We start from the raw sequence: 19,542 nt of genomic DNA, 5'->3' as shown, positions 1-19,542 counted from the left end.
GCATGGCGAACATGTTTGCCCTGATCCTGGTCATCGCTACCCTGGTGACAGGTCTGTTGTGGTGCCTGGATAAGTTTATCTTCGCCCCAAAACGCCGTGAACGTCAGGCTGCCGCGCAGGCAGCCACGGGCGATGCGCTGGACGCGAAAACCCTGAAAAAAGTCGGCCCAAAACCGGGATGGCTGGAGACAGGGGCATCGGTATTCCCGGTGCTGGCGATTGTGCTGGTGGTGCGTTCATTTATCTATGAACCGTTCCAGATCCCGTCAGGATCGATGATGCCAACGCTGCTGATCGGTGATTTCATTCTGGTTGAAAAGTTTGCCTATGGCATCAAAGATCCGATCTACCAGAAAACGCTGATCGAAACGGGTCATCCGAAACGTGGCGACATCGTGGTGTTTAAATATCCGGAAGATCCGCGGCTGGATTATATTAAACGCGCGGTAGGTCTGCCGGGCGATAAAGTGACCTACGATCCGGTGGCGAAAGAGGTGACCATTCAGCCAGGCTGTAGCTCTGGCACCGCATGTGAAAATGCGCTGCCAGTCACTTACTCCAACGTTGAGCCAGCTGATTTTGTGCAGACCTTCGCCCGCCGTAACGGCGGTGAAGCGACCAGCGGATTCTTCCAGGTGCCAAAAGGTGAAACCAAAGAGAATGGCATTCGTCTGGTTGAACGCAAAGAGACGCTGGGCGATGTTACTCACCGCATTCTGACCGTGCCCATCGCACAGGATCAGCTGGCAATGTACTACCAGCAGCCAGGCCAACAGCTGGCGACCTGGATTGTGCCGCCGGGACACTACTTCATGATGGGTGACAACCGCGATAACTCTGCGGACAGCCGTTACTGGGGCTTTGTGCCGGAAGCGAATCTGGTCGGTAAAGCAACCGCTATCTGGATGAGTTTTGAGAAGCAGGAAGGCGAGTGGCCGACCGGCGTTCGCCTGAATCGTATTGGCGGAATTCATTAATTTTCGCCAAAAATAACACGTAGCGGCTTTTATTCGCCGCTACGTGAATTATTTCAGCGATAAATCTCTTTGAACTAACGACATCCCCTGTCGTTGTGTATAGAATATTCCCCCGAAGTTTAAGGTTGGCCCTGCAAGGGTGCCACGGCACACGAAACCGCGTTGGTTTTCTCAGGTCGGTTTCGTGTGCTGCATTTTTGACGCATTCATTTATTGGTATCGCATGAACCCCATCGTAATTAATCGGCTTCAACGGAAGCTGGGCTACACTTTTCATCATCAGGAGTTGTTGCAACAGGCATTAACCCATCGCAGTGCCAGCAGCAAACATAATGAGCGTCTCGAGTTTTTAGGCGACTCTATTTTAAGTTTCGTGATTGCAAATGCGCTTTATCATCGTTTTCCGCGTGTGGACGAAGGTGATATGAGCCGCATGCGCGCCACGCTGGTGCGCGGCAATACCCTCGCTGAAATCGCACGCGAATTTGAGCTGGGTGAATGCCTGCGTCTGGGGCCAGGTGAGCTGAAAAGTGGTGGTTTCCGTCGTGAATCCATCCTTGCCGATACGGTCGAGGCATTGATCGGTGGCGTGTTCCTGGACAGCGATATCCAGACCGTAGAAAAGCTGATCCTTAACTGGTATCAGACCCGCCTGGACGAAATCAGCCCGGGCGATAAACAAAAAGATCCTAAAACGCGTCTGCAAGAATATTTGCAGGGTCGTCATCTGCCGCTGCCATCCTATCTGGTGGTGCAGGTGCGTGGCGAAGCCCACGATCAGGAATTTACCATCCATTGCCAGGTCAGTGGCCTGAGTGAACCGGTGGTCGGCACGGGTTCAAGCCGTCGTAAGGCTGAACAGGCTGCCGCCGAACAGGCGTTAAAAATGCTGGAGCTGGAATGAGCATCGACAAAACCTATTGCGGATTTATTGCCATCGTCGGACGTCCGAACGTTGGCAAATCCACCCTGCTGAATAATCTGCTTGGGCAGAAGATTTCTATCACCTCGCGTAAGGCGCAGACCACGCGTCACCGCATCGTCGGTATCCATACTGAAGGCGCGTATCAGGCGATCTACGTCGATACACCGGGCCTGCACATGGAAGAGAAGCGCGCCATCAACCGTCTGATGAACAAGGCGGCGAGCAGCTCCATTGGCGACGTAGAGCTGGTGATTTTCGTTGTGGAAGGCACCCGCTGGACGCCGGACGACGAAATGGTCCTGAACAAGCTGCGCGACGGCAAAACGCCGGTGATCCTCGCAGTCAATAAAGTGGACAACGTGCAGGAAAAAGCCGATCTGCTGCCGCACCTGCAATGGCTGGGCAGCCAGATGAACTTCCTGGACATCGTCCCGCTGTCTGCGGAAACGGGTCTGAACGTTGATACCATCGCGGGTATCGTGCGCAAGCATCTGCCGGAAGCGACTCATCACTTCCCGGAAGACTACATCACCGATCGCTCTCAGCGTTTTATGGCGTCTGAAATCATCCGTGAGAAGCTGATGCGTTTCCTGGGCGCTGAACTGCCGTACTCTGTGACGGTGGAGATCGAGCGTTTCCAGAGCAACGAGCGTGGCGGCTACGATATTAACGGTCTGATCCTCGTTGAGCGTGAAGGGCAGAAGAAGATGGTGATCGGCAATAAAGGCGCCAAGATCAAAACTATCGGAATCGAAGCCCGTAAAGACATGCAGGACATGTTTGAAGCACCGGTTCACCTGGAACTGTGGGTGAAAGTGAAATCTGGCTGGGCCGATGATGAGCGTGCGCTGCGCAGCCTCGGTTACGGCGAAGATCAGTAACCTAAGACGACGAGCATATGGATGGATGGCAGCGCGCCTTTGTCCTGCATAGTCGTCCCTGGAGCGAAACCAGCCTGATGCTGGACGTCTTCACGGAAGAGTCCGGTCGCGTGCGCCTTGTTGCCAAAGGCGCACGTTCCAGACGTTCTAATCTGAAAGGTGCCTTGCAGCCTTTCACCCCGCTGCTGGTCCGCTTTGGCGGGCGAGGGGGAAGTCAAAACCCTGCGCAGTGCTGAAGCCGTCTCCCCTGGCGCTTCCTCTTTCTGGTATCACGCTCTACAGCGGTTTGTATGTTAACGAACTCATCTCACGGGTTCTTGAACATGAGACCCGCTTCTCTGAACTTTTCTTTGATTACCTGCACTGTATTCAGGCACTTGCTGGCGCAACCGGCACCCCTGAGCCTGTGCTGCGTCGTTTCGAACTGGCGCTGCTCGGACACCTTGGTTACGGCGTTGATTTTCTGCACTGTGCGGGAAGCGGAGACGAGGTAGAAGACACCATGACCTATCGCTATCGTGAGGAAAAGGGCTTTATTGCCAGTGTCGTCGTCGATAACAGCACCTTTACCGGGCGCCAGCTCAGAGCACTGTATGAACGCGAGTTCCCGGACGCCGACACTCTGCGTGCGGCAAAACGCTTTACCCGAATTGCGCTCAAGCCGTATCTTGGGGGCAAACCTTTAAAGAGCCGCGAATTATTCAGGCAGTTTATGCCGAAACGCTAATGTTTTACCCCTCACCCCAGCCCTCTCCCGGAGGGGAAGGGAGAAGGTAAATGAACAAAAATACCGAGGATTGTCATGGCTGAATTACTGTTAGGCGTCAACATCGATCACATCGCCACGTTACGTAATGCACGCGGTACCGCGTATCCCGATCCGGTTCAGGCGGCGTTTATCGCTGAGCAGGCTGGCGCCGACGGCATTACCGTTCACCTGCGTGAAGATCGTCGCCACATCACCGACCGGGACGTGCGCATCCTGCGTCAGACGCTGGACACCCGCATGAATCTGGAGATGGCGGTCACCGAAGAGATGCTGGCGATTGCCTGCGAGACCAAACCGCATTTTTGCTGCCTGGTGCCGGAAAAGCGTCAGGAAGTGACCACCGAAGGCGGTCTGGATGTGGCCGGGCAGCTCGACAAAATGCGCGATGCCTGCAAACGCCTGGCGGATGCCGGTATCCTGGTTTCTCTGTTTATCGACGCCGATTTCACCCAGATTAAAGCCGCTGCCGACGTGGGTGCGCCGTATATTGAAATTCACACCGGCTGCTATGCCGATGCCGAAAACGATGCAGCGCAGGCGAAAGAGCTGGAGCGAATCGCCAAAGCGGCAACCTACGCCGCGAGCCTGGGACTGAAGGTTAACGCCGGTCACGGCCTGACCTATCACAACGTAAAAGCCATCGCTGCCCTGCCGGAAATGCACGAGCTGAACATCGGCCACGCCATCATTGGCCGCGCGGTGATGAGCGGTCTTAAAGAAGCGGTTTCCGAGATGAAGCGCCTGATGCTGGAAGCGCGTCAGTAATGGCTATTCTGGGCTTAGGCACCGACATCGTTGAAATAGCCCGCATTGAAGCGGTGATCGCCCGGAGCGGCGATCGCCTCGCAAGACGCGTGCTGAGCGATAACGAATGGGCTATCTGGGAGGCGCATCAACAGCCGGTGCGCTTTCTGGCAAAGCGTTTCGCGGTAAAAGAGGCGGCGGCGAAAGCGTTCGGCACGGGCATTCGTAACGGCCTGGCGTTTAACCAGTTTGAAGTGTTTAACGATGATCTGGGTAAGCCACGTCTGCGTTTATGGGGCGAGGCGCTTAAGCTGGCGGAAAAGCTGGGCGTGGCGCACATGCACGTAACGCTTGCAGATGAACGCCACTACGCCTGTGCGACGGTGATCATCGAGAGTTAAATTTTGTCCGCATGGTGCATCAGGACAAACTTATCCCACAGCTGTTCTTCGTTCTCGACGTGTGCCGGATCTTTTAAGATCGTATTGGGAATGGGGCACACCTTCTGGCAGGTCGGCGTCTCATAGTGGCCGATGCATTCGGTGCAGCGGTCGCTGTTAATCTCATAAATGCTGTCGCCCATCGAAATCGCCTCGTTCGGGCATTCGGGTTCGCACATATCGCAGTTGATGCATTTTTTGGTGATTAACAGCGCCATCAGGAAATTCTCAGAAACATCACAAACAGGGCGGGCATTATACGCTCATTCGTTGTTCAGACCAGTTTTTTTACCAGCTCTTCGCTGTGACGAATACGCTCTGGCGCACGCTCCAGATCCTGCTGAACCAGCGCCATAAACAGCAGGTCCGTCAGCATCATCTGCGCACTCGTCGACGAAATCGCCGCACTGCGAGTGGCCTGTTCCTCGGCAATGGTATACAGACAGCGGGTGGCCCGCTGCTGGAGCGCATTCGGGCTGAAGCCAGTAATCGCCAGAATTTTTCCTCCTACGCGCAGGGCTTCGTCGGTAGCCATATTAATTTCACGACGCTCGCCGGAATAGGAGATGGCCAGCAGTAAATCGTCAGGATCCATGGCCTGCACGGTCGCCAGCAGCGCGTGCATATCCTGTTCAACGATGGCGTTATAGCCGATTTTTGTCAGCTTCCAGCCAAAGTTACGCGCAACCAGTCCGGAGGCGCCGATCCCGGTCAATACAATACGCCGCGCGTCGCGAAGCATGGCTACACTTTCCAGCAGCTTCTCTTCCGTGTTCACATCCAGCGTGGCATGCATTGCCGCCACGTTCTCTTTGATCAGCTTTTCGCCGACCAGACGCATCGGATCGTCGCCGCGGATCTGGTTATGCACCGGCATTGACTGCGGATTAGGGTTGCTTACCAGTGCTTCACTGATCGCCAGTTTTAGCGCCGGAAAGCCTTTATAGCCTATCTTCTGGGCAAATTTCACCACGCTCGACTGGCTCACCCCGGCTTCGCCTGCCAGCTGCTGGGAGCTGAGGTGTCGCGCGCGATCGGGCTGGGAAAGTAAATAATCCGCCAGCTTTTTGTCACTCTGGGCAAACCCTGCGTAGCGCTGGCGAATACGAATTAAACAGTTCATACGGTCTCCTGGCGAAAATGTGATTACCCGCGCAAATACGAATTTTGCTCGCCTGAATGAATTTTATATTCCATTATAGTGCGTTTATTATGAATTAAAAATTCCAGAGGTAAATAACATGAATCTAGGCTCTCTTGTTTCTGAAACGCGTAACCCGCAAACCATGGATCTTGATGCACTGTCCACGCTGGAGCTGGTAAACCGCTTTAATCAACAGGATACCCTCGTCGCGCTGGCAGTCAAAGAGACATTGCCCGAGGTGGCGAAAGCCGTAGACGCCGCTGCCGACGCTCTGAAAGCAGGAGGACGCATTATTTACATGGGGGCGGGTACCAGTGGGCGACTCGGTGTGCTGGATGCCTCAGAATGTCCCCCGACCTTTGGCGTTCCGCACGGTCTGGTCGTTGGCCTGATTGCCGGTGGCCCCGGCGCGCTGCTGAAAGCGGTGGAAGGGGCAGAAGACAATAAACAGCTTGGGGAAGACGATCTCAGGGCGCTGAACCTGACCGCGCAGGATCTGGTCGTCGGGCTGGCGGCTTCTGGTCGTACGCCGTACGTCATTGGTGGGCTGGAATACGCCAGACAGACGGGATGTACCACGGTGGCCATCTCTTGTAACCCGGGTTCGCCGATTGCGCAGGTGGCCGCCATTGCCATCTCTCCGGTCGTCGGGCCGGAAGCGCTCACCGGCTCCACGCGCCTGAAATCGGGAACCGCGCAGAAGCTGGTGCTCAATATGATCTCCACCGGCGCGATGGTGAAATTCGGCAAGGTCTACCAAAACCTGATGGTGGATATGCAGGCCACCAACGTCAAGTTGGTGGACAGAGCCTGCCGCATGGTGATAGAGGCGACAGGGGCAGGTCGGGAAGAGGCGGAAGCGGTACTCAAACAGACCGATTACGACGTCAAACCCGCCATTCTGATGATATTAACCGGGCTGGATGCAGCCGCGGCCAGAGCCAGGCTCGAAGCCCATCACGGGTTTTTACGGGCGGCATTAGAACACCAATAAGAGGCGTGTATGGACAAAACAGCAGCGCTCGCCAGCGACATCCTGCTTGGGATCGGTGGGGAAAAAAATATTCAGCGTCTGGAAAACTGCATGACGCGTGTACGCGTCGAGGTGCACAACGACGAAAAGCTTGATTTAACGCGCCTGAAGCAGCTCCCCGGCGTGAGCGGGTACGTTAAACAGGGGCAACAGCACCAGCTGATTGTCGGTCCGGGCAAAGCGGCGCAGGTGGTTGATGCCATGCGCGCCCTGATGACGGGCAGTGAAACGGCTCCCGCCTTTGACGACGCGGAACGCACCAAAGCGCAGGCGAAAGCCAAATACAAAGCCCCCATGAGCGATGCGCTGCGCCAGCTGGCAAACGTCTTTATTCCTCTGATCCCGGCGTTTATCGCATCGGGGCTGATCACCGGGATTATCAATATCCTCAAGCGTCCGGATATTGTCGGGAATTTCGCCACCCAGTATCCGAACCTGCTGGGTATTCTGGCGATTTTCGGCAGCGCGGTGTTTGCCATCATGAACATTCTGGTGGGGGTAAACACGGCCAAAGTGTTCGGCGGCTCGCTGGCGATGGGCGGCGTAATGGCGGGTATCCTCTCCAGCCCGCAGCTGGCGCAGATTACGCTGTTTGGCGAGGCGCTTCAGCCAGGCCGCGGTGGGGTGATTGCCGTGCTGCTGGTGGTCATTCTGATGTGCTGGATCGAGAAAAAGCTGCGTGCGTTGCTGCCAGGCTCGATTGAGCTGATCCTCAACCCGCTGCTGACCACATTGATTACCGGGAGCGTGGCGATTGTGGCGCTGCAACCGTTAGGCGGCGCGATCTCTGAAGCCATCGCCCACGGCGCGTCTCTGGCGATCGATCGCGGCGGGCTGCTGGTGGGGGCCGTGCTGTCCGGGACCTTCCTGCCGTTAGTGCTGACCGGTCTGCATCAGGGGCTGGTGCCGATCCACGTCGAACTGGTACAGGCGCACGGCTATAACGCACTGCTGCCGATCCTGTCGATGGCGGGCGTTGGGCAGGTCGGCGCGGCCATCGCGGTGCTGATGAAAACCCGCAACGCGCGTCTGAAAAAGGTCATTAAAGGGGCGCTGCCGGTCGGGTTACTCGGTATCGGCGAACCGTTGATTTTCGGCGTGACCTTGCCGCTGGGTAAGCCGTTCCTGGCCGCCTGCCTCGGTGGCGCGGTGGGCGGGGCGTTAATCAGCTACTGGAAAGTGGCGACCGTCATTACCTTCGGGATCTCCGGTTTACCGCTGGCATTAACCATCGTGACCGGAAAAGTGATGCTCTATCTGTTAGGCTATCTGGTAGCGGTGATCGCCGGGTTCCTGTTTACCTGGCTGTTAGGATTCAACGACCCAGAGGAGTAAGGTTTGGCCAGTCACGAGCGTCGCGTTGTCTTTTTTGATCTGGATGGAACGCTGCATCAGCAGGATATGTTCGGCACCTTTATGCGCTACCTGCTGCGGCGCCAGCCCCTTAACGCGTTGCTGGTATTACCCCTGTTACCCGTTATTGGTATCGCGCTGCTGGTGAAAGGCCGTGCAGCGCGCTGGCCGATGAGCCTGCTGCTCTGGGGATGCACGTTTGGTCATAGCGAAGCGCGCCTTAAGCAGCTCGAACAGGATTTTGCGCACTGGTTTCGCGGGCACGTCGCCGCGTTTCCCGTGGTACAGGCGCGCCTGACCAGCTATCTCGACGCCAACGATGCCGATATCTGGCTGATTACCGGCTCCCCGCAGACGCTGGTGGAGCATGTCTATTTTGATACGCCCTGGCTGCCGCGCGTGAATCTTATCGCGACACAAATCGCGCGCGGCTACGGCGGCTGGGTGCTGACTATGCGCTGCCTCGGACATGAAAAAGTGGTGCAGCTGGAGAAACGCATCGGTACGCCGCTGCGTCTGTACAGCGGCTACAGCGACAGCAAGCAGGACAACCCGCTGCTCTATTTTTGCCAGCACCGCTGGCGCGTCACGCCTCTGGGCGAACTTCAGCAACTCGAATAGTCTTATCTGTACCGGCTGTGTATAATGCCGCCCGCTTTTCGACTGGAGTATCAGCCCTTGTCCAACCCTGAACACAATCATGAATACTGGATGCGCCATGCGCTGGCGCTGGCTCAGCGCGCCTGGGACGAGGGCGAAGTGCCCGTGGGCGCGGTACTGGTCCATAACAATCAGGTGATTGGGGAAGGGTGGAACCGTCCGATTGGCCGTCACGATCCTACCGCGCATGCTGAAATTATGGCGCTGCGTCAGGGCGGACTGGTGCTGCAAAACTATCGTCTGCTTGATACCACCCTGTATGTCACCCTTGAGCCGTGCGTAATGTGCTCCGGGGCGATGGTGCACAGCCGAATCGGTACGCTGGTGTTTGGCGCGCGGGATGAAAAGACGGGCGCTGCTGGTTCACTGATGGACGTATTTGGGCATCCGGGGATGAACCACCAGGTGAAAACTATCGGCGGGGTACTTGCACCAGAATGTTCGGGTCTGTTAAGTGACTTTTTTCGAATGCGTCGGCAGCAGAAAAAGCAACAAAAGGCAGAATTGAAACCGCAGGATGATTAAGCTCGTCCGGTGCGACCACCGGATAGCTTTCAGCCAGCTGTTGCGCCTCGGCCGCCTCTTTTTCTTTCTCCAGCAGATATCCCACCAGGCTTATCTGGTACTTACGAATATTTTCCACGTAGGCATACGCTTCATGCCCGCGCGCATAGCCGTACGTCAGCTTCTGGTACCACTGTTTCTGGCTAAGCAGCGGCAGGCGCTGTTTTACATCTGACCAGCTGTCCGGGTTACCTTTGGTTTTCGCCGTCAGCGCCCGCGCGTCGAGCATGTGCGCATAACCCATGTTATAGGCGGCCAGCGCAAACCAGATCCGCTCCCCTTCCGGGACCGTCTCCGGCACTTTCGCCATCATATCCTGTAAATACTGCGCGCCGCCGCTGATGCTCTGTTCCGCATCGGTCCGGTCGCTGATGCCGAGGCTCTGGGCGGTATTTTTGGTCAGCATCATCAACCCGCGCACGCCCGTGGGGGAGGTGGCCTGAGCATCCCAGTGCGATTCCTGGTAGGAAATCGCCGCCAGCAGCTTCCAGTCAATCTCCTGGGCGTACTTCTCAAACAGCGGTTGCAGATCCGGCAGCACGCTGTCCACCGCGCGCAGGAAGGTGCGGGTGTCAACGTAATCAAAATCGTCTCCGTGACCGAGATATTTCTCTTCCAGGCGCGCCAGGGTGCCGTCTTCATTGATGGAATTAAAGAAATCGAGCATAGCCGCAGAGACGGTTTGATCGTCGTCCAGCTGGGTAAACCAGGTCACCGGCTGTTCGTCGGTCACATCCAGCGCCACGGCAATTTCAGGATGAACGCGCTGGAAAAGGCTGATCGCCACCGAATCAGCAATGGTATAGGCCAGCTTTTTATCTTTTACCTGCTCCAGTAATTCGGTCGTGCCGAGTTTAGGATCGACCGTCCAGCTGAGGTTCGGGTATTTTTTCTCTTTCAACGCCCGCAGATCGTCAATCACCACATGGCCTGGCGCAATGGTCAATTGCTGGTCGGTGATGTCGGCCAGTGAGCGCGGGCGCAGGCTACCCACACGATAAACCACCTGCTGCGACACGGAGTAATAGGTCGGGCCCGGCTGATAGTTTTTGCTGCGTTCGCTGTTGTACACCAGACCTGCGGCGAGAATATCGGCACGGTCATGGTCCAAATCATCAAACAGCTGGTTGATGTTCTGCCGCACGGTAACTTTCAGCTTCACGCCCAGATAGTCCGCAAACAGCTGTGCCAGTTCGTAATCAAGACCGATAGTTTTACCGTTGATATCGTCGTAAATAAGCGGGGAGGAGAGGGTACTGACGCGCAACTCCCCCCGCTCCTGAATGGCGGCGATACGGTTTTCGGCCTTGCCGAACCAGGGGATAGACGGCCAGAGGGCCACTGCCAGCAGCAACGTAACAATGCCGATGAGCAGATAATTAATCTTTAATTTTTTCAATTAGTTAATTCTCTGCGACGCCGGTTGCCTCAGTGTGCTGTAGTCATGTTAAGAGTAGAGTTTGCCATTGATTGAGCGGCATTTTGCGCAAAGTAGCGCCAGTTGGCAACCAATTAGAGAGACAGGTCACATCTATTGTTAAACATAAAGGATGATTTTATTTCGACGCAAACGGTTTCGTCGGCGCTCAGGATTCTCTATAATGACGCCCGTTTTCCCCCCTTGCGCACACTGTAAGCGCCCCGGCGCTTCGAAGACGAGAGACTTATGATGGAAATTCTGCGTGGTTCGCCTGCACTGTCTGCCTTCCGTATTAACAAACTGCTGGCACGTTTTCAGGCGGCCGACCTTCCGGTAAGCAATATTTACGCTGAGTATGTCCATTTTGCTGACCTGAATGCCCCCCTGAATGCAGAGGAGCGCGTACAGCTGGAACGCCTGCTTAAATATGGCCCAAGCCTGAGCAGCCATACGCCGACCGGCAAATTAATCCTCGCCACGCCACGCCCTGGCACCATCTCCCCCTGGTCTTCCAAAGCCACCGACATCGCTCACAACTGCGGCCTGAGCCAGATTAACCGTCTGGAGCGCGGCGTGGCGTACTATGTGGAAGCATCAACCCTGAGCGACGCGCAGTGGCAGGTGGTTGCCGCAGAGCTGCACGACCGCATGATGGAGAGCGTGTTTGACTCTCTGGATGATGCGCAGAAACTGTTCTCCCACCATCAGCCTGCGCCGTTACAGAGCGTGGATCTGCTTGGGCAGGGGCGTCAGGCGCTGATCGACGCAAACCTGCGTCTTGGTCTGGCGCTCGCAGAAGATGAAATCGACTACCTTCAGGATGCATTCGTTAAGCTGAATCGCAACCCGAACGACATCGAACTGTATATGTTCGCGCAGGCCAACTCCGAGCACTGCCGCCACAAGATTTTCAACGCCGACTGGATTATCGACGGCGAACAGCAGCCGAAGTCGCTGTTCAAAATGATCAAAAACACCATGGAGCAAACCCCTGACCACGTGCTGTCTGCCTATAAAGACAACGCCGCGGTGATGGAAGGTTCCGAGGTGGGCCGCTTCTTCGCCGACCGCGAAGCGGGGCGCTATGACTTCCACCAGGAGCCTGCGCATATCCTGATGAAAGTGGAAACCCACAACCACCCGACGGCGATCTCCCCGTGGCCGGGTGCAGCGACCGGCTCCGGCGGTGAAATCCGTGACGAAGGTGCGACCGGTCGCGGCGCGAAACCAAAAGCGGGTCTGGTCGGTTTCTCCGTTTCCAACCTGCGTATTCCGGGCTTTGAGCAGCCGTGGGAAGAAGACTTCGGCAAGCCAGAGCGCATTGTCACCGCGCTGGATATCATGACCGAAGGCCCGCTGGGCGGCGCGGCGTTCAACAACGAATTTGGTCGTCCGGCGCTGAACGGTTACTTCCGTACCTACGAAGAGAAAGTGGACAGCCACAACGGCGAAGAGCTGCGCGGCTACCACAAACCGATCATGCTGGCGGGCGGGATCGGCAACATTCGCGCCGATCATGTGCAGAAAGGCGAGATCGTCGTCGGCGCGAAGCTGATCGTGCTCGGCGGCCCGGCAATGAACATCGGTCTGGGCGGCGGGGCAGCCTCGTCTATGGCTTCCGGCCAGTCTGATGCGGATCTCGACTTCGCATCCGTGCAGCGCGACAACCCGGAAATGGAGCGCCGTTGTCAGGAAGTGATCGACCGCTGCTGGCAGCTGGGCGATGCCAACCCGATTCTGTTCATCCACGACGTGGGCGCGGGTGGCCTGTCCAACGCTATGCCTGAGCTGGTGAGCGACGGCGGTCGCGGCGGACGCTTCAACCTGCGCGATATCCTGAGCGATGAGTCGGGCATGAGCCCGCTGGAAATCTGGTGTAACGAATCCCAGGAGCGCTACGTGCTGGCGGTTGCCGCCGATCAGCTGCCGCTGTTTGACGAGCTGTGCCGCCGCGAGCGCGCGCCGTATGCCGTCATCGGTGAAGCGACCGAAGAGCAGCACCTTTCCTTAAGCGACACCCATTTTGACAACCAGCCGATCGATCTGCCGCTGGACGTGCTGCTCGGCAAAACGCCGAAGATGACCCGCGACGTGCAGACTCGCAAAGCGGCGGGCAAAGCGCTGGATCGCCAGGGCATCACCGTGGCAGAAGCGGTTAACCGCGTGCTGCACCTGCCTGCCGTGGCAGAGAAAACCTTCCTGGTCACCATCGGCGACCGTACCGTGACCGGTATGGTATCGCGCGATCAGATGGTCGGCCCGTGGCAGATCCCGGTCGCTAACTGCGCCGTGACCACCGCGAGCCTCGACAGCTACTACGGCGAAGCGATGGCGCTGGGCGAACGCACGCCAGTGGCGCTGCTGGACTTCGCCGCTTCTGCCCGTCTGGCGGTCGGTGAAGCGCTGACCAACATCGCCGCGACGCAGATTGGCGATATCAAACGCATCAAACTTTCCGCGAACTGGATGGCCGCTGCCGGTCACCCGGGCGAAGATGCCGGCCTGTACGAAGCGGTGAAAGCGGTGGGTGAAGAGCTGTGTCCTGCGCTCGGCCTGACCATTCCGGTGGGTAAAGACTCCATGTCGATGAAAACCCGCTGGCAGGAAGGTAACGAGCAGCGCGAGATGACCTCTCCGCTGTCGCTGGTGATCACCGCGTTTGCGCGCGTGGAAGACGTGCGTCATACCGTTACGCCGCAGCTTTCCACTCAAGATAACGCCCTGCTGTTGATTGACCTCGGCAAAGGCCATAACGCGCTGGGCGCCACCGCGCTGGCGCAGGTTTACCGCCAGCTCGGCGATAAGCCAGCCGACGTGCGCGATGTCGCCCAGCTGAAAGGCTTCTACGACGCAATTCAGGCGCTGGTGGCGCATCGTAAGCTGCTGGCCTACCACGACCGTTCCGATGGTGGCCTGCTGGTGACGCTGGCAGAGATGGCCTTCACCGGTCACTGCGGCGTTGAAGCAAACATTGCAACGCTTGGCGAAGACCGCCTGGCGGCGCTGTTTAACGAAGAGCTTGGCGCGGTCATTCAGGTACGCGCCGCAGATCGCGACGCGGTGGAAGCGATTCTGGCGCAGCACGGTCTGGCAGACTGCGTACACTATCTCGGTAAAGCGGTGCAGGGCGACCGCTTCGTGATTGAAGCCGACGGCCACGCGGTGTTCAGCGAAAGCCGCACCACGCTGCGTATGTGGTGGGCGGAAACCACCTGGCAGATGCAGCGCCTGCGTGACAATCCGGAATGCGCCGATCAGGAACACAACGCGAAGGCGAACGACAACGATCCTGGCCTGAACGTGAAGCTCAGCTTCGACATTAACGAAGACATTGCCGCGCCGTACATTGCGACCGGTGCGCGTCCGAAAGTAGCCGTGCTGCGCGAGCAGGGCGTTAACTCCCACGTTGAGATGGCGGCGGCCTTCCACCGGGCGGGCTTTGACGCCATCGACGTCCACATGAGCGACCTGCTGGCCGGGCGTACCGGGCTGGAAGATTTCCAGGCGCTGGTGGCGTGCGGCGGTTTCTCCTACGGCGACGTGCTGGGCGCGGGCGAAGGCTGGGCGAAGTCTATTCTGTTCAACAGCCGCGTGCGTGACGAGTTCGAAACCTTCTTCCATCGTCCGCAGACGCTGGCGCTGGGCGTGTGTAACGGCTGTCAGATGATGTCTAACCTGCGCGAGCTGATCCCGGGCAGCGAAGCCTGGCCGCGCTTTGTGCGTAACCAGTCTGACCGCTTCGAAGCGCGCTTCAGCCTGGTAGAAGTGACCCAAAGCCCGTCTCTGCTGTTGCAGGGAATGGTCGGTTCACAGATGCCAATCGCGGTTTCGCACGGTGAAGGTCAGGTTGAAGTGCGTGATGCGGCGCACCTGGCTCAGCTTGAAAGCAAAGGACTGGTGGCGCTGCGCTTTGTTGATAACTTCGGCAAGGTCACCGAAACCTATCCGGCTAACCCGAACGGTTCGGCAAATGGCATTACCGCCGTCACCAGCGACAGCGGTCGGGTGACGATCATGATGCCGCACCCGGAACGTGTCTTCCGTACCGTGAGCAACTCCTGGCACCCGGAAAACTGGGGCGAGGACAGCCCGTGGATGCGCATTTTCCGCAACGCGCGTAAACAACTGGGTTAAGTTTCAACGCCCTGACTGTAGGCCCGGTAAGCGCGAGCGCCACCGGGCTTTTTTGTACCTGTCGCAAAATCGCGACAATCCTCTGGGTTGAGTGTCTCCAATAAGAGACATTTAACTTGTTGATTTATATATATCAGGACGGGTTCCCGTTAAGGTGTTGCTTAATAGCGACACTTAGCCTGGAAATCATTCACCTGACAATCAATGCATTTTAATAATAAAACGATTATTAATCATAAGGATAGTATCAATTTTTGCAATCTGGCACGCGCGTTGCATAATAGTAACCAGTGGCTCATTCACCTTCTTATGTCAGCCCCTTCGGGACGTGCTACATAAACTTCGAATGACGCACAAAAAGGTGCCTGCCGTCCAACTACTGATTATTGCAATGCTTTATCAGGCCAGGGCGAAACGTCGAGTTAGGCACCGCCTTATTCCATGACAAAGCCGGGTTTTTACCCGGCTTTGTTGTATCTGAAGGGCAGACTCAGTTACGCTCTCCTCAAACCCGGATGATGAGAGTAATGTGTTGAAACGCTGGCCCGCTTTCCCTCGCTCCCTGCGACAGCTCGTAATGATGGCCTTCCTGCTGATCCTGCTACCTTTACTGGTTCTGGCGTGGCAGGCATGGCAAAGCCTGAATGCGTTAAGTGCCCAGGCGGCCCTGACTAACCGCACCACGCTTATTGATGCCCGCCGTAGCGAGGCAATGACCAACGCCGCGCTGGAGATGGAGCGTAGCTATCGCCAGTATTGCGTGCTGGACGACCGCACGCTGGAGAGGGTTTATCAGAACCAGCGTAAACGCTACAGCAAAATGCTGGATGCCCATGCCGGGGTCTTGCCGGATGACAAACTCTATCAGGCGCTGCGTCAGGATCTGAACGATCTGGCGCAGCTCCAGTGCAAAAACAGCGGTCCTGATGCCGCCGCCGCCGCCCGACTTGAAGCCTTCGCGAACGCCAATACGGAGATGGTGCAGTCCACCCGTACGGTTATCTTTTCCCGTGGGCAGCAACTCCAGCAGGAGATTGCCGAGCGCGGCCAGTTCTTCGGCTGGCAGGCGCTGGTGCTGTTCCTCGTCAGCCTTGGGCTGGTACTGCTCTTTACCCGCATGATTATCGGCCCCGTAAAGGGGATCCAGCGGATGATTAACCGCCTGGGGGAGGGCAAATCTCTCGGGGATACGGTTGTTTTTAAAGGCCCGCGCGAGCTGCGCTCGGTCGGTCAGCGTATCATCTGGCTTTCTGAACGCCTGGCGTGGCTGGAATCGCAGCGTCACCAGTTCCTGCGCCATATCTCACACGAACTCAAAACACCGCTGGCCAGTATGCGTGAAGGTACGGAGCTGCTGGCAGACGAAGTAGCGGGGCCGTTAACCCCTGAGCAAAAAGAGATCGTGGCGATTCTGGATGACAGTAGCCGCAATTTACAAAAACTTATTGAACAACTGCTGGACTATAACCGCAAGCTGGCGGATGGTGCTGTGGTGCTTGAAAGCGTTGAGATTGAACCGCTGGTGGACATGGTGATCTCCGCCCATAGCCTGCCAGCAAGAGCTAAAATGATGCATACCCAGGTGGATCTCAATGCACCTTCCTGCCTGGCAGAGCCGATGCTGTTAATGAGCGTACTGGATAATCTTTATTCCAATGCGGTGCACTATGGTACTGAATCCGGTACCATTTATATCAGAAGCAATAACAACGGTTCGCGGGTATGTATTGACGTAGCGAATACGGGAAGCCCGATTCCGGATGATGAAAAAACGATGATCTTTGAGCCCTTCTTCCAGGGGAGTCATCAGCGAAAAGGTGCGGTAAAAGGAAGTGGTCTGGGGCTGAGTATTGCCCGCGACTGCATACGACGCATGCAGGGTGAGCTTAACATCGTGAGTGATGAACGCGCCGATGTCTGTTTTCGTATCGAACTGCCTCTTGAGCCGGAAAAATCAATGAAATGAATAACAACCTGGTGAGTATGTCACACGTCTTTTACCGCGCACTGCGCGCGGTGTTTTCCAGCAAAAATGTGCGCCTGAGCCTGCCCTGCTTACTGCTGGCCGGCTGTGTAACCCATGCGCCGAAAAGTGCAATTAGCCACAAACAGGAAGATAAATGGCCGCAAAAACAGCTGGCCGATTTCCTTTCAACACGTTGCGATGATATCTGGAACCTGTCGGGGCGTGATGTTGAATCCAATCCGCTGTTCTGGCTGCGCGGAATAGACTGCGCCCAGCGGCTGGCGCCCGCCGAGGCCCGTGCCCAGGCGGCGATGCTGGTGGACGATACCTGGCAGGACGCGTTTAAACGTGGGATCGTGATGGCGGATGCCAGAATCACGCCTGTCGAACGCCGCGCCAACGTGACGCGGCTGGATACTTACGTGATCAATATTCCCCCGCAGGTGCGCCCGGTCTATCAGCTCTGGCGGGATGGACAAACCCTGCAATTACAGCTGTCTGAAGAGCGTTTCCGCTACAGCAAATTGCAGCAGTCGAGCGACAGCGAGCTTGATGCGCTTCGCCAGCAGCAGGAGTCGCTGCGCGAGCAGCTGGAAACCACCACCCGCAAGCTCGAAAATCTGACCGATATCGAAAGACAGCTCTCGACGCGTAAGCCGGCAGGCAGCTATCTGCCCGATGGGTCGAAAGGCAACTCTGCCACGACGCCAGACAGTGAGACGCCGAAACAAGAGGATGTGAAGCCATGACAAGCCGTAAACCTGCCCATCTGTTACTGGTGGATGACGATCCCGGGCTGTTAAAGCTGCTGGGAATGCGTCTGGTCAGCGAAGGCTACAGCGTGGTCACCGCTGAAAGCGGGCAGGAGGGGCTGAAAGTGCTCAGCCGCGAGAAAATCGATCTGGTGATCAGTGATTTGCGCATGGATGAAATGGATGGCCTGCAACTGTTCACGGAGATCCAGAAGCAGCAGCCCGGGATGCCGGTGATTATCCTCACCGCTCACGGATCTATTCCTGATGCGGTGGCCGCGACGCAGCAGGGGGTATTCAGCTTCCTCACCAAACCAGTGGATAAAGACGCCCTCTATAAAGCAATCGACAGCGCCCTTGAGCATGCGGCGCCATCCGGCGACGACGCCTGGCGTGAATCCATCGTGACGCGTAGCCCTGTGATGCTGCGCCTGCTGGAACAGGCGCGGATGGTGGCGCAATCCGACGTTAGCGTGCTGATCAACGGCCAGAGCGGGACCGGGAAAGAGATCCTGGCCCAGGCTATCCACAACGCCAGCCCGCGCAGTAAAAATGCCTTTATTGCCATCAACTGTGGCGCGCTGCCGGAACAGCTGCTTGAGTCTGAGCTCTTCGGCCATGCCCGCGGCGCCTTTACCGGCGCGGTGAGCAGCCGTGAAGGGCTGTTCCAGGCGGCTGAGGGGGGCACGCTGTTTCTTGATGAAATTGGCGATATGCCCGCGCCGTTGCAGGTCAAACTGCTGCGCGTGTTGCAGGAGCGAAAAGTGCGTCCGCTTGGCAGCAACCGCGATATCGATATCAACGTGCGTATTATTTCCGCTACCCATCGCGATTTACCCAAGGTGATGGCGCGCAACGAGTTCCGTGAAGATCTTTACTATCGACTGAATGTCGTCAACCTGAAAATCCCGGCGCTGGCCGAGCGTGCGGAAGATATCCCGCTGCTGGCAAATCACCTTTTGCGGCAGGCCGCTGACCGCCACAAACCCTTCGTGCGCGCGTTCTCCACCGATGCGATGAAACGTCTGATGACCGCAAGCTGGCCGGGCAACGTACGTCAGCTGGTGAACGTGATTGAGCAGTGCGTGGCGCTGACGTCATCGCCGGTGATCAGCGATGCGCTGGTGGAGCAGGCCCTCGAGGGGGAAAACACGGCCTTGCCGACCTTTGCGGAAGCGCGAAACCAGTTCGAGCTGAACTATCTGCGCAAGCTGCTGCAAATCACCAAAGGCAACGTAACCCATGCGGCGCGCATGGCCGGGCGTAACCGTACCGAGTTTTATAAATTGCTCTCACGCCACGAGCTGGAAGCGAACGATTTTAAAGAGTAATACCGCAAAATTCGCCTGAATATGATACTGTGAGCAACCGATTACGAGGCTGCTTACTGGCAAGAGTTTAAGGACCCACCATGAAAAAGATTGATGCGATTATTAAACCTTTCAAACTGGATGATGTACGTGAAGCGCTGGCAGAAGTAGGCATCACCGGGATGACCGTAACTGAAGTAAAAGGTTTTGGTCGTCAGAAGGGCCACACCGAGCTATACCGTGGCGCAGAGTACATGGTGGACTTTCTGCCGAAAGTGAAAATCGAGATCGTGGTGAGCGATGATATCGTCGATACCTGTGTGGACACCATCATCCGCACGGCGCAGACCGGCAAAATTGGCGACGGGAAAATCTTCGTCTTTGACGTGGCGCGTGTGATCCGTATCCGTACCGGCGAAGAAGACGACGCGGCGATTTAACATTCTTGCCGGGTGGCGCTGCGCGTACCC

General features: G+C 56.9%; 17 protein-coding genes and 1 pseudogene. 15 read left to right on the top strand and 3 right to left on the bottom strand.

The window, feature by feature from the left end; genetic code table 11:
- The first annotated feature begins 2 nt into the window (after positions 1 to 2).
- The 6 genes and pseudogenes from lepB (at position 3) to acpS (ending at position 4,697) form a co-directional block, all read left to right on the top strand.
- A complete protein-coding gene (lepB, locus tag KTH07_RS14575) occupies positions 3 to 977 on the top strand; it encodes a signal peptidase I (protein WP_006811565.1) in 975 nt (324 codons plus the stop codon).
- Between the two features lie 223 nt (positions 978 to 1,200).
- A complete protein-coding gene (gene rnc / locus KTH07_RS14570; RefSeq protein WP_003860711.1) occupies positions 1,201 to 1,881 on the top strand; it encodes a ribonuclease III in 681 nt (226 codons plus the stop codon).
- Complete coding sequence (gene era / locus KTH07_RS14565) at positions 1,878 to 2,783, top strand: GTPase Era (RefSeq protein WP_003860709.1); 906 nt, start codon at positions 1,878 to 1,880, stop codon at positions 2,781 to 2,783. Before rnc ends, era begins: the two co-directional genes overlap by 4 nt.
- A gap of 17 nt (positions 2,784 to 2,800) precedes the next feature.
- Positions 2,801 to 3,510, top strand: a pseudogene (recO, locus tag KTH07_RS14560) (DNA repair protein RecO).
- A gap of 75 nt (positions 3,511 to 3,585) precedes the next feature.
- Positions 3,586 to 4,317 (top strand): pyridoxine 5'-phosphate synthase, encoded by a 732-nt coding sequence (gene pdxJ / locus KTH07_RS14555; RefSeq protein ID WP_015572143.1) that lies wholly within the window; start codon positions 3,586 to 3,588, stop codon positions 4,315 to 4,317.
- Positions 4,317 to 4,697, top strand: a complete 381-nt coding sequence (gene acpS, locus KTH07_RS14550; RefSeq protein WP_023304228.1) for a holo-ACP synthase — start codon at positions 4,317 to 4,319, stop codon at positions 4,695 to 4,697. Before pdxJ ends, acpS begins: the two co-directional genes overlap by 1 nt.
- Here acpS and KTH07_RS14545 read toward each other — a convergent pair.
- Together KTH07_RS14545 and KTH07_RS14540 are read right to left on the bottom strand one after the other, a co-directional pair.
- Complete coding sequence (locus KTH07_RS14545) at positions 4,694 to 4,954, bottom strand: YfhL family 4Fe-4S dicluster ferredoxin (protein WP_003860704.1); 261 nt, start codon at positions 4,952 to 4,954, stop codon at positions 4,694 to 4,696. The genes acpS and KTH07_RS14545 overlap by 4 nt on opposite strands.
- Before the next feature lie 56 nt (positions 4,955 to 5,010).
- Entirely contained in the window at positions 5,011 to 5,859 is an 849-nt protein-coding gene (locus KTH07_RS14540; RefSeq protein WP_003860702.1) for a MurR/RpiR family transcriptional regulator, read from the bottom strand.
- Between the two features lie 118 nt (positions 5,860 to 5,977).
- On the opposite strand from KTH07_RS14540, the gene murQ reads away from it, so the two are divergent.
- The 4 genes from murQ to tadA are packed head-to-tail and all read left to right on the top strand — an operon-like array spanning position 5,978 to position 9,451.
- Entirely contained in the window at positions 5,978 to 6,874 is an 897-nt protein-coding gene (gene murQ, locus KTH07_RS14535; RefSeq protein ID WP_015572145.1) for an N-acetylmuramic acid 6-phosphate etherase, read from the top strand.
- Between the two features lie 9 nt (positions 6,875 to 6,883).
- Positions 6,884 to 8,248: a PTS transporter subunit EIIC gene (locus tag KTH07_RS14530; RefSeq protein ID WP_015572146.1), complete on the top strand. Its 1,365-nt coding sequence runs from the start codon at positions 6,884 to 6,886 to the stop codon at positions 8,246 to 8,248.
- A 3-nt stretch (positions 8,249 to 8,251) separates the two neighbouring features.
- The gene (gene yfhb, locus KTH07_RS14525) at positions 8,252 to 8,887 is read left to right on the top strand and encodes a phosphatidylglycerophosphatase C (RefSeq protein ID WP_017383550.1); all 636 of its coding nucleotides are present in this window, start codon (positions 8,252 to 8,254) and stop codon (positions 8,885 to 8,887) included.
- Positions 8,888 to 8,911: 24 nt separating this feature from the next.
- Complete coding sequence (tadA, locus tag KTH07_RS14520) at positions 8,912 to 9,451, top strand: tRNA adenosine(34) deaminase TadA (protein ID WP_023304227.1); 540 nt, start codon at positions 8,912 to 8,914, stop codon at positions 9,449 to 9,451.
- On the opposite strand, the gene mltF is transcribed toward tadA, so the two are convergent.
- The gene (mltF, locus tag KTH07_RS14515) at positions 9,339 to 10,889 is read right to left on the bottom strand and encodes a membrane-bound lytic murein transglycosylase MltF (RefSeq protein WP_017692908.1); all 1,551 of its coding nucleotides are present in this window, start codon (positions 10,887 to 10,889) and stop codon (positions 9,339 to 9,341) included. The genes tadA and mltF overlap by 113 nt on opposite strands.
- Positions 10,890 to 11,156: 267 nt before the next feature.
- Here mltF and purL point away from each other — a divergent pair, with 267 nt between their 5' ends.
- The 5 genes from purL (at position 11,157) to glnB (ending at position 19,512) form a co-directional block, all read left to right on the top strand.
- Positions 11,157 to 15,044: a phosphoribosylformylglycinamidine synthase gene (gene purL, locus KTH07_RS14510; protein WP_032619264.1), complete on the top strand. Its 3,888-nt coding sequence runs from the start codon at positions 11,157 to 11,159 to the stop codon at positions 15,042 to 15,044.
- Between the two features lie 532 nt (positions 15,045 to 15,576).
- A complete protein-coding gene (gene qseE, locus KTH07_RS14505; protein ID WP_032620271.1) occupies positions 15,577 to 17,010 on the top strand; it encodes a two component system sensor histidine kinase QseE/GlrK in 1,434 nt (477 codons plus the stop codon).
- Positions 17,007 to 17,759, top strand: a complete 753-nt coding sequence (gene qseG, locus KTH07_RS14500; RefSeq protein ID WP_015572149.1) for a two-component system QseEF-associated lipoprotein QseG — start codon at positions 17,007 to 17,009, stop codon at positions 17,757 to 17,759. Before qseE ends, qseG begins: the two co-directional genes overlap by 4 nt.
- Positions 17,756 to 19,093 (top strand): two-component system response regulator GlrR, encoded by a 1,338-nt coding sequence (gene glrR, locus KTH07_RS14495; protein WP_015572150.1) that lies wholly within the window; start codon positions 17,756 to 17,758, stop codon positions 19,091 to 19,093. The genes qseG and glrR overlap by 4 nt, the downstream gene beginning before the upstream one ends.
- An 80-nt stretch (positions 19,094 to 19,173) precedes the next feature.
- Positions 19,174 to 19,512: a nitrogen regulatory protein P-II gene (gene glnB, locus KTH07_RS14490; RefSeq protein ID WP_003860685.1), complete on the top strand. Its 339-nt coding sequence runs from the start codon at positions 19,174 to 19,176 to the stop codon at positions 19,510 to 19,512.
- Positions 19,513 to 19,542: the final 30 nt, after the last annotated feature.

Source organism: Enterobacter cloacae complex sp. ECL72, assembly GCF_019056635.1.
Taxonomy (GTDB): domain Bacteria; phylum Pseudomonadota; class Gammaproteobacteria; order Enterobacterales; family Enterobacteriaceae; genus Enterobacter; species Enterobacter hormaechei_C.
Note: the sequence above shows the minus strand (reverse complement) of the source record. Positions and strands in the feature narration are given on the sequence as shown.

Bases quoted from the DNA above. Each gene is read 5' to 3' on its own strand.
- KTH07_RS14530 (WP_015572146.1), top strand. From the start codon at position 6,884: ATGGACAAAACAGCAGCGCTCGCCAGCGACATCCTGCTTGGGATCGGT.
- murQ (WP_015572145.1), top strand. From the start codon at position 5,978: ATGAATCTAGGCTCTCTTGTTTCTGAAACGCGTAACCCGCAAACCATG.
- lepB (WP_006811565.1), top strand. From the start codon at position 3: ATGGCGAACATGTTTGCCCTGATCCTGGTCATCGCTACCCTGGTGACA.
- KTH07_RS14540 (WP_003860702.1), bottom strand. From the start codon at position 5,859: ATGAACTGTTTAATTCGTATTCGCCAGCGCTACGCAGGGTTTGCCCAG.
- pdxJ (WP_015572143.1), top strand. From the start codon at position 3,586: ATGGCTGAATTACTGTTAGGCGTCAACATCGATCACATCGCCACGTTA.
- rnc (WP_003860711.1), top strand. From the start codon at position 1,201: ATGAACCCCATCGTAATTAATCGGCTTCAACGGAAGCTGGGCTACACT.
- qseG (WP_015572149.1), top strand. From the start codon at position 17,007: ATGAATAACAACCTGGTGAGTATGTCACACGTCTTTTACCGCGCACTG.
- glrR (WP_015572150.1), top strand. From the start codon at position 17,756: ATGACAAGCCGTAAACCTGCCCATCTGTTACTGGTGGATGACGATCCC.
- acpS (WP_023304228.1), top strand. From the start codon at position 4,317: ATGGCTATTCTGGGCTTAGGCACCGACATCGTTGAAATAGCCCGCATT.
- KTH07_RS14545 (WP_003860704.1), bottom strand. From the start codon at position 4,954: ATGGCGCTGTTAATCACCAAAAAATGCATCAACTGCGATATGTGCGAA.
- purL (WP_032619264.1), top strand. From the start codon at position 11,157: ATGATGGAAATTCTGCGTGGTTCGCCTGCACTGTCTGCCTTCCGTATT.
- tadA (WP_023304227.1), top strand. From the start codon at position 8,912: ATGCCGCCCGCTTTTCGACTGGAGTATCAGCCCTTGTCCAACCCTGAA.
- glnB (WP_003860685.1), top strand. From the start codon at position 19,174: ATGAAAAAGATTGATGCGATTATTAAACCTTTCAAACTGGATGATGTA.
- era (WP_003860709.1), top strand. From the start codon at position 1,878: ATGAGCATCGACAAAACCTATTGCGGATTTATTGCCATCGTCGGACGT.